The sequence below is a fragment of the Drouetiella sp. genome (assembly GCF_059504425.1).
On the sequence record NZ_JCACIN010000117.1, the window covers coordinates 1 to 14202 of the forward strand.

Annotated in this window: 16 protein-coding genes and 1 pseudogene; 14 read left to right on the forward strand and 3 right to left on the reverse strand. The window is 47.5% G+C overall.

Going from position 1 to position 14202, the window contains the following annotated elements; translation table 11 throughout:
- Window positions 1–178 precede the first annotated feature (178 nt).
- Together AC5JMP_RS26300 and AC5JMP_RS26305 are read right to left on the reverse strand one after the other, a co-directional pair.
- Window positions 179–892 (reverse strand): ISL3 family transposase, encoded by a 714-nt coding sequence (locus tag AC5JMP_RS26300; protein WP_495854473.1) that lies wholly within the window; start codon window positions 890–892, stop codon window positions 179–181.
- Entirely contained in the window at window positions 889–1332 is a 444-nt protein-coding gene (locus AC5JMP_RS26305; protein ID WP_495854474.1) for a helix-turn-helix domain-containing protein, read from the reverse strand. The genes AC5JMP_RS26300 and AC5JMP_RS26305 overlap by 4 nt, the downstream gene beginning before the upstream one ends.
- A gap of 781 nt (window positions 1333–2113) precedes the next feature.
- On the opposite strand from AC5JMP_RS26305, the gene AC5JMP_RS26310 reads away from it, so the two are divergent.
- Both AC5JMP_RS26310 and AC5JMP_RS26315 read left to right on the forward strand, forming a co-directional pair.
- Complete coding sequence (locus AC5JMP_RS26310; RefSeq protein ID WP_495854475.1) at window positions 2114–3259, forward strand: Na/Pi cotransporter family protein; 1146 nt, start codon at window positions 2114–2116, stop codon at window positions 3257–3259.
- Window positions 3260–3565: 306 nt separating this feature from the next.
- Window positions 3566–4075 (forward strand): annotated as a pseudogene (locus tag AC5JMP_RS26315) (IS6 family transposase); the annotation flags it as partial.
- Between the two features lie 173 nt (window positions 4076–4248).
- Here the strand turns inward: AC5JMP_RS26315 and AC5JMP_RS26320 are convergent.
- Window positions 4249–4599 (reverse strand): winged helix-turn-helix transcriptional regulator, encoded by a 351-nt coding sequence (locus AC5JMP_RS26320; protein WP_495854476.1) that lies wholly within the window; start codon window positions 4597–4599, stop codon window positions 4249–4251.
- A 117-nt stretch (window positions 4600–4716) separates the two neighbouring features.
- Between AC5JMP_RS26320 and AC5JMP_RS26325 the strand changes: the two genes are divergently transcribed.
- The 12 genes from AC5JMP_RS26325 to AC5JMP_RS26380 all read left to right on the forward strand — a co-directional run bounded on the left by AC5JMP_RS26325 (window position 4717) and on the right by AC5JMP_RS26380 (window position 13628).
- Window positions 4717–5451 (forward strand): SDR family oxidoreductase, encoded by a 735-nt coding sequence (locus AC5JMP_RS26325; RefSeq protein ID WP_495854477.1) that lies wholly within the window; start codon window positions 4717–4719, stop codon window positions 5449–5451.
- 50 nt (window positions 5452–5501) lie between these two features.
- Window positions 5502–5987 carry a nuclear transport factor 2 family protein gene (locus AC5JMP_RS26330; protein ID WP_495854478.1) on the forward strand — a complete coding sequence of 162 codons (486 nt, stop codon included), beginning with the start codon at window positions 5502–5504 and terminating at the stop codon, window positions 5985–5987.
- A gap of 152 nt (window positions 5988–6139) precedes the next feature.
- The gene (locus AC5JMP_RS26335; RefSeq protein WP_495854479.1) at window positions 6140–6880 is read left to right on the forward strand and encodes a glucose 1-dehydrogenase; all 741 of its coding nucleotides are present in this window, start codon (window positions 6140–6142) and stop codon (window positions 6878–6880) included.
- 105 nt (window positions 6881–6985) lie between these two features.
- Window positions 6986–7621: an NADPH-dependent FMN reductase family protein gene (locus tag AC5JMP_RS26340; protein ID WP_495854480.1), complete on the forward strand. Its 636-nt coding sequence runs from the start codon at window positions 6986–6988 to the stop codon at window positions 7619–7621.
- 44 nt (window positions 7622–7665) lie between these two features.
- A complete protein-coding gene (locus AC5JMP_RS26345) occupies window positions 7666–8034 on the forward strand; it encodes a nuclear transport factor 2 family protein (RefSeq protein ID WP_495854481.1) in 369 nt (122 codons plus the stop codon).
- Between the two features lie 163 nt (window positions 8035–8197).
- The gene (locus tag AC5JMP_RS26350) at window positions 8198–8317 is read left to right on the forward strand and encodes an alpha/beta fold hydrolase (RefSeq protein ID WP_495854482.1); all 120 of its coding nucleotides are present in this window, start codon (window positions 8198–8200) and stop codon (window positions 8315–8317) included.
- A 235-nt stretch (window positions 8318–8552) separates the two neighbouring features.
- Entirely contained in the window at window positions 8553–9788 is a 1236-nt protein-coding gene (locus AC5JMP_RS26355) for an MFS transporter (protein ID WP_495854483.1), read from the forward strand.
- Between the two features lie 109 nt (window positions 9789–9897).
- Window positions 9898–10110 carry a hypothetical protein gene (locus AC5JMP_RS26360; protein ID WP_495854484.1) on the forward strand — a complete coding sequence of 71 codons (213 nt, stop codon included), beginning with the start codon at window positions 9898–9900 and terminating at the stop codon, window positions 10108–10110.
- A gap of 121 nt (window positions 10111–10231) precedes the next feature.
- The gene (locus AC5JMP_RS26365) at window positions 10232–10945 is read left to right on the forward strand and encodes an SDR family NAD(P)-dependent oxidoreductase (RefSeq protein ID WP_495854485.1); all 714 of its coding nucleotides are present in this window, start codon (window positions 10232–10234) and stop codon (window positions 10943–10945) included.
- A gap of 34 nt (window positions 10946–10979) precedes the next feature.
- Window positions 10980–11660 (forward strand): NADPH-dependent F420 reductase, encoded by a 681-nt coding sequence (locus AC5JMP_RS26370; RefSeq protein ID WP_495854486.1) that lies wholly within the window; start codon window positions 10980–10982, stop codon window positions 11658–11660.
- Window positions 11661–11699: 39 nt separating this feature from the next.
- The gene (locus AC5JMP_RS26375; protein WP_495854487.1) at window positions 11700–12203 is read left to right on the forward strand and encodes an aldo/keto reductase; all 504 of its coding nucleotides are present in this window, start codon (window positions 11700–11702) and stop codon (window positions 12201–12203) included.
- Between the two features lie 387 nt (window positions 12204–12590).
- On the forward strand, window positions 12591–13628 hold the full coding sequence (locus AC5JMP_RS26380; RefSeq protein ID WP_495854488.1) for a lactonase family protein: 1038 nt from the start codon (window positions 12591–12593) through the stop codon (window positions 13626–13628).
- Window positions 13629–14202: the final 574 nt, after the last annotated feature.

Here is a 14202-nt window from a genome sequence, read left to right on the forward strand (position 1 = left end):
TTTCTATCACCGATAGTACAATTCGCCAACAACATCCGTTGCTAAATGAAGGCGAATTGTTCCCCCAGTTCATCCAAACTTTCCTTCACGTCAATTGAGGTGACACCAACCATCAGCAGACCCACTAAACGACTTTCCTGACTCTACGGCTCTTCTGGGTTGATGGTGATAAGTGAGCCTAATCAGAGAAGCAAGCGAGTAGCCGTGCTCGAAAGTTATCAAAGTTGGCAAACCCGTAGGCCTGACGCTTAATCAATTTAATCCGGTTGTTCATCCCCTCAACGACTCCACTGGTCGTCCGACTTAAAAAGTAATTGCAGATGCCATCGAGATGAGAGCGAATGGTCGTCAAGACCTCACAGTAGACAGAGCGAGCTTTCTTTAGCCATTCTAGGAGTTGTTCTTTGCCCGCCTCAACCGTGTGGCAAGTTTCAAAAATGCTTCTAAATTCTTCCTTTAACTCGTAGGCAAGTTTTAAGCGGTCTGATTGGTTCAAGATCACGGCTAATTTAGTCTCCTCTTCTGGGGTTAAATCGACCCCATTCTTGAGCAAAATAAACTTACTGCCTTTCAGCGTCATATCAACCCGTTTTCGCACTTTGTTCAACTCTTCATTGACGGGTTTTATGACATGAAATCGGTCGAAGACAATCTGAGCATTGGGGAATACTGCGGCAACGACTTTGGGAAACCCTCCCCACATATCGACACTGACTTCCTCTACTTGTTGACGTAGCTCAAGGGGTTGCTGGAGAAGCACTTCAATGATATCGGCTTGTTTATGGCTATCAATCACCTCTAGGAGATTGCTTTGGTCAATATCGCAGACAACAGTGACAAAATCTTTATGCCCTTTGCGTTGGCTGACCTCATCAATGCCGACTCTCCTCACTGTCCCCCAGTCTGGTTTTTTTGCTGGGCAAACTTGTGCTTGAAAATTCCCTGAACTTGATCCCAACTCAGGTTCTCCTCCCGACTGACCTGCTCAATACTCGCGGCTTGCACTCGCTGATAAATGTAGTCTTCGTATCGTTGGGTATAGCGCCGCTCCCAATCGACAAACCTTAGAGATTCTGTAAAATAGCGTTGACAGGGGCGACAGTAGAACTGACGACGAGGCACTTGCAGTTGTACGGGTTGACCAAAAACAGGCAAGTCCCTGACTAAAACAGGGCGATTTTGGTGGAGATCCTCACTCAACTGTTGGCAACCGGGACAGTTCCCTTTTTCCAACAAAAAGCGTAATTTCATCACGACTTGCTGCTCTTGGCGAAGACAGCTTTCAACAGTCGTGTCCGGTAGATTCAGCAGGGTGTCGAGATGAAAGTCCATGAACCGATGGTAGAGCAAAATGTAACTCACTATACCATATTCACCAAGACCTCAGAAGAGCCGACTCTACCCCCTTCTGCCAGGTACTCAATTTAGATTGGTATGAGATTTGCTGCGTGAGCAGCAGCGATGGGAAGCAGACTCAACGATTGAGACAGTAGCAAGTTCCAGTTCTGCAAGACTTTGCCACCCATTCGCTCATTGCGCCAAATCTTTTGCTCATTCACAAGTAGACACCCGCTTGGAAGAATGCGCCCTAATCTTTTACTTTCGTTAGGGTTTTGTGTCACCCTTTCCCTCCACCTTCCACAATAAATTTGATGCTGTATCTGTACTGTCCCCAATTTGCTCCTTAAAACAGATTAAGCTTGGTTTTAGAAAAGTTTAACCTTTTCAAGATCTAAGCAATCTTGGAAATCTTTTAACGTTAGGTAGTAATGTTACGCCTTTGAGAGGAGGCGGAAACAGAAATTTTCGAAATAATCTGATTGTGGCTATAAATGCAGAATCATAGTTAGATACATCCTCCATAGTCCCCATTGCTCAGCGGAATCATCATAGCCAAGAGTTAACTAAGACAATTTTCTGTGTCCCGTAAGCTATTGCTTTGTTTTATTAGGTCTGCGCTCGAATCCCTGTTCAGTTGCAATAGAGACTAATTAAAATGTATATGCTGAAGCGATTGAATCGGAAAGCACTCAATTATTTAAGTGTTGTACTTGTCATTACAACCTTAATTATTTTTCCACCTGCGGTAACTCCTCAATTTCCATTCCTTGCCTTGTCTAGTGACATTTCTCAGGTAAGTGCTCAAACGCCTAAACCTGAAGGTGAGGAATCTGAATCTAGCAAGCCCAAAGAGCCTGAGCTTCCCTTAAGTCAGGAAGGAAAAGAAGAAGGAATTGACTTTTTCAAAATGGGGATGGGGGCGATCGCAGGTTTGGTGTTGTTTATTTATGGTGTCACTCGACTGGCTGAAGGGTTGGAAGATATTGGGGAAGAACGGATGAAAGGTCTCCTCAGCAAATTCACGACCAATCGGCTTGCAGGTGTTGCAACGGGAGCAGTCGCAACTACGTTTCTAGAATCATCATCCGTCACAATTATTTTAGTTATTGCGATGGTGAGCGCCAGTGTTCTGACCTTTACTCAATCGCTTGGTGTGGTATTGGGTTCTAATATTGGTACCGCCGTTGGAGCGCAAATTATTTCTCTCAACATCGAACTGTATGTGCCAATTTTGATGCTTGCTGGACTGCTAGTATTCTTCCTCGGCAAAACGCCCCGGATTAAAACGATCGGCATCGTTTTACTAGGGTTTGGACTGATGTTCTATGGACTCGAAGCGATCGACTCTGCAATGGAACCGTTTCGAGACTATGAGCCATTCTTAAATTGGATGGAAAGTTTGGGTCGCAATCCAATTCTGGGAGCATTGGTCGGTGCTATTTTTACGGTAATTATTCAGTCCTCTTCAGCTACAGTCGCAATTATTGTCACATTAGCAGGCTCAGGCTTGATCGCTCTACCTACTGGAATTGCAATTATGTTGGGTGCAGAGGTTGGAACCTGTGCTGATACGCTAGTTGCTACAATCGGTCGGGGCAGTGCCGCACTCCGAACGGGTTTATTTCACCTATTTTTTAACCTTGGTAGCGCTGCTGTTGGTATTCTTTTAGCTCCACAGCTCTCTCGGTTAACCGAAGCACTTTCAGGTAACGATGTTGGACGGCAAATTGCTAATGCTCAAATGATGTTTAACATTATTGGTGTTATCGCCGTCGTTGGCTTCTTACCCATCATTGCGCGGATGTTAGAAAAATTAGTTCCAGAAACGGATGCCGATCGCCAAAGGCAGCAGCGTCAGCAGGAGAAACAGCAAGCAAATGCTGAAGGAAATCCACAAACCGAGCCGAGCACCCGATGAAAAACAGGATGGCAACAACATCATGTTGACAAAAAGGAGAAGCAATCGTGAGTAAAGCGAAAAAGCACTGTACTGTTCAAGGGTTCTTGTGAATGAGCAAAAGATTTGGCACAATTTGCGAATGAGTGGCGCAGTTTTGCGAAGCCAGAATACACAAGTGCCTTAAGCTTTTAGCCCAGTTCTAGCCACTACCGCTTAGACACAGCTCATCCCAAGCGGTTAGAAGCTGGAACGTTTACTTAGAGCCACGTTGACCGATTGCGCCATCAATTTACGAATTGCGCTACATTTTTTGCTCATTCACACCACCTCAAACCCACAAATGACTCATGGAGGGTAGACGAAACTTATATCAAAGTCAGGGGAGCGTGGAAATATCTGTATCGCGCTGTGGATTCAGCAGGTAACACCTTAGACTTCATGTTGAGTGCGAAACGGGATGGTAAGACAGCAGCACGCTTCTTTCATAAAGTGCTCAAAGCTCAGCATACTCAGACTCCACGAGTGATTAACGTAGACAAGAATGCGGCTTATCCTGTTGCGATGGAGGTTCTCAAAGCAGATGAAACGATTGAAAAAGAAACGGAACTGAGGCAAAGCAAATATTTGAATAATATGATTGAGCAGGATCATCGGCACATCAAGCGGAACGTGAAACCAATGATGGGGTTTAAGTCATTCAACAGTGCGAGGAGAACTTTGAGCGGGTTTGAGGCAATGAATATCATCCGCAAAGGGCAAGTCAACGGCATCGAGCAAGGGAATAGTGTCTCTCAAGCCAAGTTTATTGAAGCAATCTTTGGCACTGCTGCTTAAGGGAATGTAAGCAATCCCAGTCATTTGTTCTTAAACAGTTTTTGCGACACAACCAGCGCGATCGCTCTGACTAGCTTCCTGCTCATTTATTTGTCCAAATCCATGCGATCGAGGAACTACCTGCGTAAATGATTCAGCATCAACAGTGATTCTGGAATGTCAATTCACTAAATTTATCCCACCTCATCTTCTGAGGGAAGCTGCTTATCTCGGTGCAGATGGGCTTCGCCCCAGTCGCAAAGAACTCGTAGAACGGGTTCAAGACCTCTGCCGTAATTGGTGAATGAATACTCAACTTTAGGAGGCATATCGGGATAAACATTTCGATGCACGATCGCATCTTTTTCCAGTTCTCGCAACTGCTGAATCAGCATTTTTTCGGTAATTTCAGGCATCAGCCGTTTCAGTTCACCAAACCGTTTTATCTCATCTTTCAAATGCCACAAAATCAAAATTTTCCATTTGCCACCTAATACGTTGAGCGTTGCCTGTACAAATTCTGTGCCTGCTGTTTGCTCTGACATCTGCGCTATCTCCACATAACTCCATAGACACTGACAAAAAAGTAAGTACTTCCAAAAACATCAGTATGAGTCTACCTTAGAAAGTGCTGACCCCATCTCTACTTTGAGGAATCATTCATGTCATCTCTATCAGGAAAAGTGGCGATCGTCACTGGTTCGTCTCGCGGCATCGGTCGCGGCATTGCTGAACGGTTGGGACGCGACGGAGCAAGTGTTGTTGTCACGTATGCAGGTAATCGAGACAAAGCAGAAGAGGTTGTTCAAGCGATCGCCGCTGCTGGATCAAAAGCAACGGCAATTCGAGTTGATGTGCGGAAGCTCGAAGAGGTGCGATCACTATTTGAGCAGGCGATCGCGCAGTTTGGCAAAGTCGACATCTTGGTCAACAATGCGGCGGGAAAGAATATTTTCAAACCCACAACAGACATGACTGAGGATGAATACAACAGTATGTTTGACATCACACGCGGCGTTTATTTCGCGCTCCAGCAAGCCGCGCATCATCTAGCAGATGGTGGTCGCATTGTCAGCATCTCAACCAGTGGAACGGCAATGGCAATTCCGGCAGGCGGCGCATATGCAGGCTGCAAGGCGGCGATCGAGCAGTTCAGCGCAGCCTTGGCAAAAGAACTAGGCGCACGAGGCGTTACCGTCAATACGGTTTCTCCAGGTGTGACCGAAACCGATGGCTTGGTGTTGGAGCAAGCACAAGTAGATCAGCTAATTGCTCAGACTCCATTGGGACGACTAGGGCAACCTTCAGATCTTGCGGATGCAGTTGCCTTGCTCGTTTCCGATGATGCTCATTGGATTACAGGTCAAAGCATTCGAGCCAATGGCGGCATTGTTTAAATCCACGCAAGCGTACACCACTCTTAAAACAGAACGAAGGAGTATTCAAGATGACTCAATCCGATACAAACATCGTACCCATTGTGGTCAAACCAACTGCCGATGCAGACTTACAAACGGCAATAGAAGGGCTTCGCTGCATTCAAAATGGGGCGCAAACAGGCACCTGGCAGCCCTTTCTGGATCTGCTCAAAGATGATGTTACTTTCTATGCCCCTGTTCCTGGGTTCGCCGAACGGGGATTGTTATGCGGGAAAGATGAGGCAGTCAGGTTATTCGGGCACCACAACAGTGTAACTCGGACAGAATGGACGATTAAGCAAATCCTCACTAACGGTAATGAAATTGGCTTTGAGGCAAGGATTGAGGGGACGATCGAGGGCTACGAATATTCCAACCAGGTCGTCATGGTGTTTGTGATTAAGGCGGGCAAGATTGCTCATTTCCGCGAGTATGCGGCATATATGAGTCCAGAAGGTAGAGGCTGGACGAAGGCAGAATCCGCGAGAAGTGCGTTTAATTACCGTCAGGAATAAACCATTTGCTGACCTGCATCAATGCCAATCCGATCATGCTCATCGAATTACAGGTCAAAGCATTTGCGCCAATGGTGGCATTGTTTAGGATTGCGATCGAGTGTGCCTTGCCTGCAACAACAACCTGCAAATAATCAGGAGATCACAAAGTAATGGAAAACTTAACTGGGAAAGTTGCAATCGTCACAGGTTCATCTCGCGGCATCGGGCGTGGCATTGCCGAGCGGTTGGGACAAGACGGAGCAACAGTGGTGGTCAATTACTCTGGCAGTGAACAAGAAGCCAAACAAGTCGTGGAAGCGATCGAGTCCAAGGGTGGTAAGAGTGTGGCAATCCAGGCAAGCGTGAGCAAAGTGGAGGACATTCGCCGCTTGTTTGCCGAAACAATCCGGCATTTCGGTCAGCTCGATATTTTGGTCAACAATGCTGATATTGCGATCGGTGGTGCGATTGCTGACGTAACGGAAGACGACTATGACAAGGTGTTTAACCTGAATGTGCGCGGCGTGTTGTTTGCGTTACAAGAAGCCGCTAAACATATGAGTAACGGCGGCAGAATCGTCAACATTTCCTCCACTACAACGATTCAACCTGAAGCTGGGATGGCAGTGTATGCGGCAAGTAAGGCAGCCATCAAGCTGTTTACGGCAGTGATGGCAAGGGAAGTGGGCGATCGGGGTATCACCGTCAACACTGTGATGCCCGGTCCCACCATTCCCGGTATGTTTGGCAATATGCCAACCGAAGTTCAGCAGCAAGCCGCTGCCAGTTCTCCCTTTAATCGTGTGGGAACACCCCAAGACATTGCGGACGTTGTAGCGTTTTTGGTAAGCGAAGAGGCGCGTTGGTTAACTGGACAGGATATTTGTGCCAACGGCGGCGCAAAAATGTGATTAGAAGTTTGAGATTCAGTCGTTTCATGGTTTTAAGGAAATTGATCATGACAGATTAGCGGTGAGCTAACCAGACGGGTTCAATCAAAAAATAGGAGAGGAAGAATGGTAAATGTTCTAATCGTCTATACGACAAGTCTTGGCAATACTCAACGGATGGCTGAAGCGGTCACAAATGGAGCGAGGCCAGTTGATGGCACAGAAGTAGTTTTAAAGACGGCACATGAGGCAACGATAGATGATGTGTGTGCCTGTGATGGACTAATCATAGGTTCTCCCATGCGTCATCGCACGGCGGACTCTCGCATCAAGAAATTCATTGAAGATGTCCTCGAACAACTTTGGCTTACCGATGAAACTGTGGGAAAAGTCGGCGGAGTCTTTACGGTTGGTGGTGGCTATGGCGATTGTGGGGCTGGTTGTGAATTAGCTCAACTAGGCTTGCTTAGTGCAATGGCAGCAGGTGGAATGATTCTTGTGACTCTGCCTAAAACAACTCCCGGATTTGAAGCGGCGGGAATGCATTGGGGTGCGCATGGACGTTCTGGTGGAAAGGCAATGGAACCTGTTGGTATCACTGAAGACATGACCCAAGCAGGTTGGCATCATGGCGCAAATATTGCCAGAGTCACCACCGCGATCGCAGGAAAAGAATTATTAGCACGCGGGAATGTTGCCCCATCTCCAGCTCGCTCAATTTTAACTCCTCGATTTGCACGTTTACGAAGTAGTCTTTACTGAACCAGCACCGTAAACGAAAGTCCTAAATAACAAAGGTGAATTAAATGGATACTCAATGGGTTCACGACTACTTTAAAACAGTTGATACGCTTGATGCCGACGCGATTGCTGCTTACTTTACCGATGACGGTAAGTTTCGATTTAGCAACCAACCCCCAGCGATTGGTAAGCAGGCAGTTCGAGATTCCTTAGCACAATTTTTTGACACCATTGAAGCCATGCATCACGAAAAAGCTGGACTATGGTTGGGGGATGACGGCAACTCAGCCGTCTGGGAAACAGATGTCACTTACACACGCAAGGACGGCACTCAAGTCACACTGCCTTGCGCGAGTATTTTGCGTTCTCGTGCCGATAAAATCTACGACTTTCGCATGAACATGGACATTTCACCGGTTTATGAGAACCCCTAAAAGAGGTTATTCCAATGACGCACAATGCTGAATTGAACCAGAAGTTTACTCACCATATGGCGATCTTCAACGGTGTCAACTCCACTATGTCACAGGTGGTCAAGGTGAACCCATCTTGCTATGGCATCGCTTCCTGGAGACATAGTATTGATGGCGAAAGATCATGCCTGCATTGGCAGAACGGTCTACCGTGATCGCTCCTTGTATGCGGGGCTATGAAGATTCTGATAAACCTGAGCAAGGCTATAATACCCGGACTTTAGCAGAAGATTTTGACAACTAATGCAACGATTGGGGTTTCAACAGATTCAGACAAGTAGCGATAGCGCCAGCGCTGACTTATCAGTTCGTTACTGGAGCATCACGCAGGATTGAACGAGCGAATGACTGTCGTCATGCTTGCGCTTCGTCGAACGACTGGCTCAAGACGACGCAGCGATTGTAATTAATTACTCTCAAAGTGCAGACAGCACACTGCATAAACTCCAAGCTGCATAAGTCTTAAACAAGAGAACACCATGAGTCAACCAAACCCCAACTCATTTCCCACCAAAGCGACTCTCTTGCTCGTGAGTACGCTAACCGTGATGGCAGGAGCCACGATCGCGCCTTCCCTGCCTGCCATGCAAGAGCACTTTAAAGAAGTCCCCAATGCGGCTCTTTGGGTTCGACTGGTACTCACCCTGCCAGCCCTGTTTATCGTCCTTGGCTCATTGATTGCCGGAGTAGTGGTCGATCGGTTTGGGCGTAAACCGCTTCTGCTGGCGGCGGTTGCTCTGTATGGGTTGGCTGGCGCGTCGGGCTACGTCCTCGACTCGTTGTTCCACATCTTGATTGGGCGGGCATTCCTGGGTTTTGCCGTCGCAGGCATTATGGTTACTGCCACCACCTTGATTGCCGATTACTACACTGGAGCAACCCGCGCTGCTTTTCTCGGCTTGCAGGCTGCCTTTATGGGTTTAGGGGGCGTGGTCTTTCTGTCACTCGGCGGATTTCTGGCGGATCAAAACTGGCGCTTTCCGTTTTTGATCTATCTGTTTGCATGGTTATTAGTGCCTCCAATGATCTGGGCAATCTCCGAGCCGCAGCGAATGATACCTTCCACTCAAGGGAATACTCACGGTTCTGGTTCCGGTTTTCCGGTCAAATTACTGACATTTATCTATGGCATTGCCCTACTCACTCAAATCATCTTCTACCTGATTCCGGTACAGTTGCCGTTTTACTTGAAAGAGTTGGCGAATGCGAATGCGAGTCAGAGTGGACTGGCGATCGCCCTAGCTACCCTATTCAGTGCCATGTCGTCCTTCTTCTACGGCAAAATCAAGCAGCGTTTTGGTTTCTTTAGCGTTCTGGTGCTGGCGTTTGGGTTAATGGGTACAGGCTACAGCATCATCGGACTGGTAAATAACTATGCGTTAGTGCTGGTCGGATTGGCGATCGCAGGGTCAGGGTTGGGGTTGCTAATGCCCAATCTAAATCTATGGATTGCTTCTGAAGTTTCGGATGCTGCCAGGGGGCGGGCGCTGGGAGGCTCGACAATGTTCTTCTTCCTAGGGCAATTTCTCTCCCCGTTAGTTAGTCAGCCTGTGAGTAAAGCCGTTGGTTTAGGCACAACCTACGCCTTAGCGGGAGGACTGCTGCTGGTTTGCGGCTTGGTTCTCATGACTCTACAGCGCCCTATTTGTAGACTAATTTCCACAAAAATAGCGTTGCTCCCGATAGAGGCAGCAAAGACAAAGCCGAAGCAATAGTTTTGGAGCGAATGCCTTGAACTGTAAGGTTTTGGTGAGCGGTGCCTACCCAGTTGGCTCAAGTTATTGAATAGTGCAGTGATCACACCCGAATCATAAGGAAACCCAAATGCATCACGCTGAGTTTACCGATGAGACTACTTTGGCAGAACAAGCCGAAACCCTGGGGCGAATGGCACTGACGATGGGGTTAATTCCCAGCTTTGTCGTGCGTCATTTTCCCGATAGCTGGGAGTTTTACATCCCAGATGAAACTGCCAGTCAACTCTCGCCAGAAGAAGCCTACCTACACCTCAAGCAACTGGTTGAACTCAACGACTAGGACAGGAACCCTAGCCCTGATTTCTCGTAATCAGACTCGATCGCTGATCGCATTCACTCAATCAACTGCTAGGAGTATCAACGTCTAATCGATTAAACACTATTACCATGAGGTTCTCTAGATGAACGTGAATTCTAACCAGCAAAATAAATACGCTTTAGTCACAGGCGGCAATAAGGGCATTGGATTTGCCATTTGTCAGGGACTGCTGAAAGCCGGATTTGAAGTGATTTTGGCAGCGCGATCGCTCGACAAAGCCAAAGCCGCAATCAACGAACTGCAATCTTCTCAGGTGCATCCCCTGGTTCTAGATGTCGCTGATGATAACTCTATCCATCAGGCAGTCGATGCTTTACGTCAGGAATTGGGACAGCTCGATGTCTTAATTAACAACGCAGGCATTTACCCCGATGAGGGTGTAAACATTCTCACTATTGACCGCAATCTGTTGGGTCAAGCAATGCAGACCAATACTTTTGGTGCGATTCAGACGGCACAAGCATTCTTACCACTATTGGAGAAAGCTGCTGTTGCCCGTATCATCAATGTTTCTAGCGGCTATGGTGCATTAGATGGATTGTCTGCCGATGTACCTAGCTATTGCTTATCAAAACTGGCGCTGAACGGGGCAACTATCATGCTGGCGAAGGCGCTGCAACCAAAAGGGATAGTAGTGTATGCCATGTGTCCTGGTTGGGTGCGAACCGATATGGGGGGAGCATCAGCAACCCGATCGCCCGAACAGGGTGCAGACACCGCGATTTGGCTGGCAACGGTCGCGTCACCTGATTTAAGCGGCAATTTTTTCCGCGATCGCCAAGAGATTTCTTACTAACGGAAAAGTAAATGAATCACATAGGAATTAAACGATGAAAATTGGCATTATTGGCAGTGGCAATATGGGACGATCGCTCGGCATTCTCTGGGCAGAGCAGGGACATGAGGTGTTTTTTGGTGCCCGTACTACAGAAAAAGGTCAGGAGGTTGCCACGAACGCAGGTCACAAGACTCAAGGCGGTTCCAATGACGCAGCGGCAGCGTTTGGAGCAGTATTGCTGTACACGGTGCGCGGGGTGAATCCGGCTAAAGTGTTTTCGTCAGTCAGTGTTCTGGATGATAAAGTTCTGATTGATTGCAATAACCAGGAGATTCCAGAGAACTTTGAGTATCCGGCAATTGCGCGATCGCTAGCTGAGACACTTGCTGCCGAAGTACCCAAGGCACGAGTGGTTAAAGCCTTCAACACGATGGCACAGGAGTTGTTTGAGCTGGCTCCAGACCCACTCAAAAACTACAAGGTTTCAGTGTTTGTGGCAGGTGATGATGAGTCGGCAAAGCAAACGGTGATGCAGCTTGCGAATGAGATTGGCTTTCAGGCGATCGATTGTGGCAAGTTGCGACACGCTCGGTTAATTGAAAGTGCTGGAGACCTGATCCGCCTGTTGATGATTCAGCAACAGATGGGATCAACCGTAACGATCTCGGTTCATGCCTTGCCGCCTGCCCAATCGCAGCGTCTCGGCGGACGACAAGACTCAAACCTCAAGTAAGAAATAGTCGGCAAATTTTAACCAACTAGCGAACAACAAATGCCTAATTCTTTAGCAACGTTTTCCAAAGCATTCGCGATCGGTGGTGATTTGATCGTCAACCGTATCGGTTATGGTGCAATGCGACTAACCGGACAGCCGGGAAATTTTGGTCCTTATACTGACTGGGAAGAGGGTGAAACACTTCTTCGTCGTGCGGTCGAACTCGACGTGAATTTCATTGAAACTGCTGAAGCCTATGGTTCTGGTTTCAATGAAGAACTGATTGCCTCTGCTCTGTATCCTTATTCATCTGGTGTTATCATTGCCACGAAAGGTGGCATTCACAAGCCCACACCCAACAACATTCGCGCTGATGGTAAACCCGAAAGTCTGCGACGGAGTTGTGAGGCAAGTTTGAGACGGCTCAAGGTTGAGCAAATTGATCTGTATCAACTGCATCGTCCCGATTCTAATGTACCATTTGTAGATTCGGTTGGAATGTTGGCGACACTCAAAGGAGTGGGAGCCAGAATCAGCATGGCGGCAGTAGGACGGGTATGACAACGATCTGTGTAATTAGGTATCATGAGGGACTTCAAACCCTCTTGTATCAGGGGTTTGAAGGATCAATCTTTTGTACTGCTCTTAAAGTTGGTAAAAGTGCCATAAGACGCAATTTAACCTCAATAACCTGTTGAGTAGTTGCGTTACAGTGCAACTACTCAACGAAAGTGTAAGGTTTCAGGCTACGAAAAGGCATAAAATCTCATAATGTACTACCAGTTTCAACTGTTGAAAAGTCCAAAAATAGTCCAGTGTGTACTACTGTAATCCTTACGCTGTCTGCTTTTGGCAGTTGCGTTACTCAAAGTAAAAGCTTCGCAACTTATCTTCAAGCAAAGCTTTTAAGCGCTAAAAGCTTTGCTAGGCAAGCATTTTGCTGCTTTCGTGATACCTAATTACACGAATCGTTGTCAGACCCGTACAGGTGATGAGCAGACTCAAACCTTTGCGGATCTGACGCATGGCAATCGCATAACGGTGGTCGATTTAAGCGATCCGACTCGTCCCAGAACGTTGCAGGAGTTAGCGATCGCAGAGCGCCCTACTTCTATCAGCATCCATCATGCTGGCTCTTTGGTTGCAGTGACTTTTCACCCAGACGGGGCAGGTGTGAGAACTCCCTTGGCGTTGATTCCGTTTGAAAATGGGCGATTGGGACAACCTGCCTATCCTATCGTTCCTCGAATACCACAGGGAGATGAACTTGTTCATGCAGAATGGCACCCAACTGAGGAAGTTTTAGCGCTAGTCAATAACACAAGAGCAGAAGTCTCTTTTGTGCAAGTGATGCGTCAGGGCACAGATTTTCAGCTTCAGCCCAGCGGCAATGTTGTACAGGTTGAGAAATTTCCCTTCATGGCTCGCTTCACAGCCGATGGTCGGCATGTGCTGGTCAACAATCTCTACTGGGGCGCAGATGTGGAAGGAACTTGGAGCGAAGCCCCACGCGGCAGCGTAGTTAGTATCCGACTTGCAGCAGGAACCCAGGCAGATGGTTCACCTCGCCATGCGCTTGTCTCACGAGCAATGACAGGCGTTAGTCCAGAAGGATTAGCACTCAGTCCTGATAGTCGGTATGTGGTGACAACCAATCTAGAACGCAGCTATTTACCTTACAGCGACGATCGCATTACTTGGTTTTCATCGGTGAGTTTGATTACGCTTGACCCACAGACGGGGCAGTTAAATCATGTGGCGGATTATCCGTTTGATGGCATTTTGCCGGAAGCCGCTGCGTTTGATGCCTCCAGCCAGTATTTGGCGGTTACGAACTACGACCACTTCGACGATCGCATTCAAGGGGGATCGATCGACTTTTGGCGCATCGCGTCAGATCCGCTGAACCCTCAGCCAATGCTGGTGCAGACTCGTTATTCAATTCCAGTGACGCGGGGCATACACTCAATGGTGTTAGTACCATAGATGCCAGGTCGCTCCTACCAAAGACTAAGTACCCAAGGACTAGGCAGCCCAACACTCCCATTCAGTAGCGGTTAGCAACTTTTGCATCACCACCAATGATTTTCGACCGTGTACCGCTTAGGTTATCGGTTGAGGGTACCAATTTAAAGTTTGTCTGTTGGTATTGGAGATCAAGCGATCGTAAGCTTCTCGGTGAGATGAGTGAATCCTGAGCTCATCACTCACGCAAATTGTCTTTCCTGTTTCGGTTAGAGACAATTGTGTGTTTATTGCCAATTACCTTTTAGTCTAGATATCCCAGATCGAGAAGAAGATACATGAATAGATGAGACGACAAGGCGACTGCACCAAAACCACCGCTAAGACAAAGGAATTTTTGGATGGATGAGTTCGTGTGTAACCAGAGCAGAATTACAGCAGCGATCGCCACAAGTACCGAAATAACTGTAAAAACTAACGCCAATAGATGCCCTTGCTGTAGCAACTGATTCGCCCAGCTAAACAGAGGAAGCACATAGCCTGTGAAATGTCAATTACATAGGCGTGTGAATTTAAAGGCACTTTCTTCTCTTAT

Coding starts and splice junctions, on each gene's coding strand:
- AC5JMP_RS26335 (WP_495854479.1), top strand. CDS start 6,140: ATGGAAAACTTAACTGGGAAAGTTGCAATCGTCACAGGTTCATCTCGC.
- AC5JMP_RS26345 (WP_495854481.1), top strand. CDS start 7,666: ATGGATACTCAATGGGTTCACGACTACTTTAAAACAGTTGATACGCTT.
- AC5JMP_RS26370 (WP_495854486.1), top strand. CDS start 10,980: ATGAAAATTGGCATTATTGGCAGTGGCAATATGGGACGATCGCTCGGC.
- AC5JMP_RS26375 (WP_495854487.1), top strand. CDS start 11,700: ATGCCTAATTCTTTAGCAACGTTTTCCAAAGCATTCGCGATCGGTGGT.
- AC5JMP_RS26360 (WP_495854484.1), top strand. CDS start 9,898: ATGCATCACGCTGAGTTTACCGATGAGACTACTTTGGCAGAACAAGCC.
- AC5JMP_RS26350 (WP_495854482.1), top strand. CDS start 8,198: ATGCCTGCATTGGCAGAACGGTCTACCGTGATCGCTCCTTGTATGCGG.
- AC5JMP_RS26355 (WP_495854483.1), top strand. CDS start 8,553: ATGAGTCAACCAAACCCCAACTCATTTCCCACCAAAGCGACTCTCTTG.
- AC5JMP_RS26325 (WP_495854477.1), top strand. CDS start 4,717: ATGTCATCTCTATCAGGAAAAGTGGCGATCGTCACTGGTTCGTCTCGC.
- AC5JMP_RS26340 (WP_495854480.1), top strand. CDS start 6,986: ATGGTAAATGTTCTAATCGTCTATACGACAAGTCTTGGCAATACTCAA.
- AC5JMP_RS26365 (WP_495854485.1), top strand. CDS start 10,232: ATGAACGTGAATTCTAACCAGCAAAATAAATACGCTTTAGTCACAGGC.
- AC5JMP_RS26320 (WP_495854476.1), bottom strand. CDS start 4,599: ATGTCAGAGCAAACAGCAGGCACAGAATTTGTACAGGCAACGCTCAAC.
- AC5JMP_RS26305 (WP_495854474.1), bottom strand. CDS start 1,332: ATGGACTTTCATCTCGACACCCTGCTGAATCTACCGGACACGACTGTT.
- AC5JMP_RS26330 (WP_495854478.1), top strand. CDS start 5,502: ATGACTCAATCCGATACAAACATCGTACCCATTGTGGTCAAACCAACT.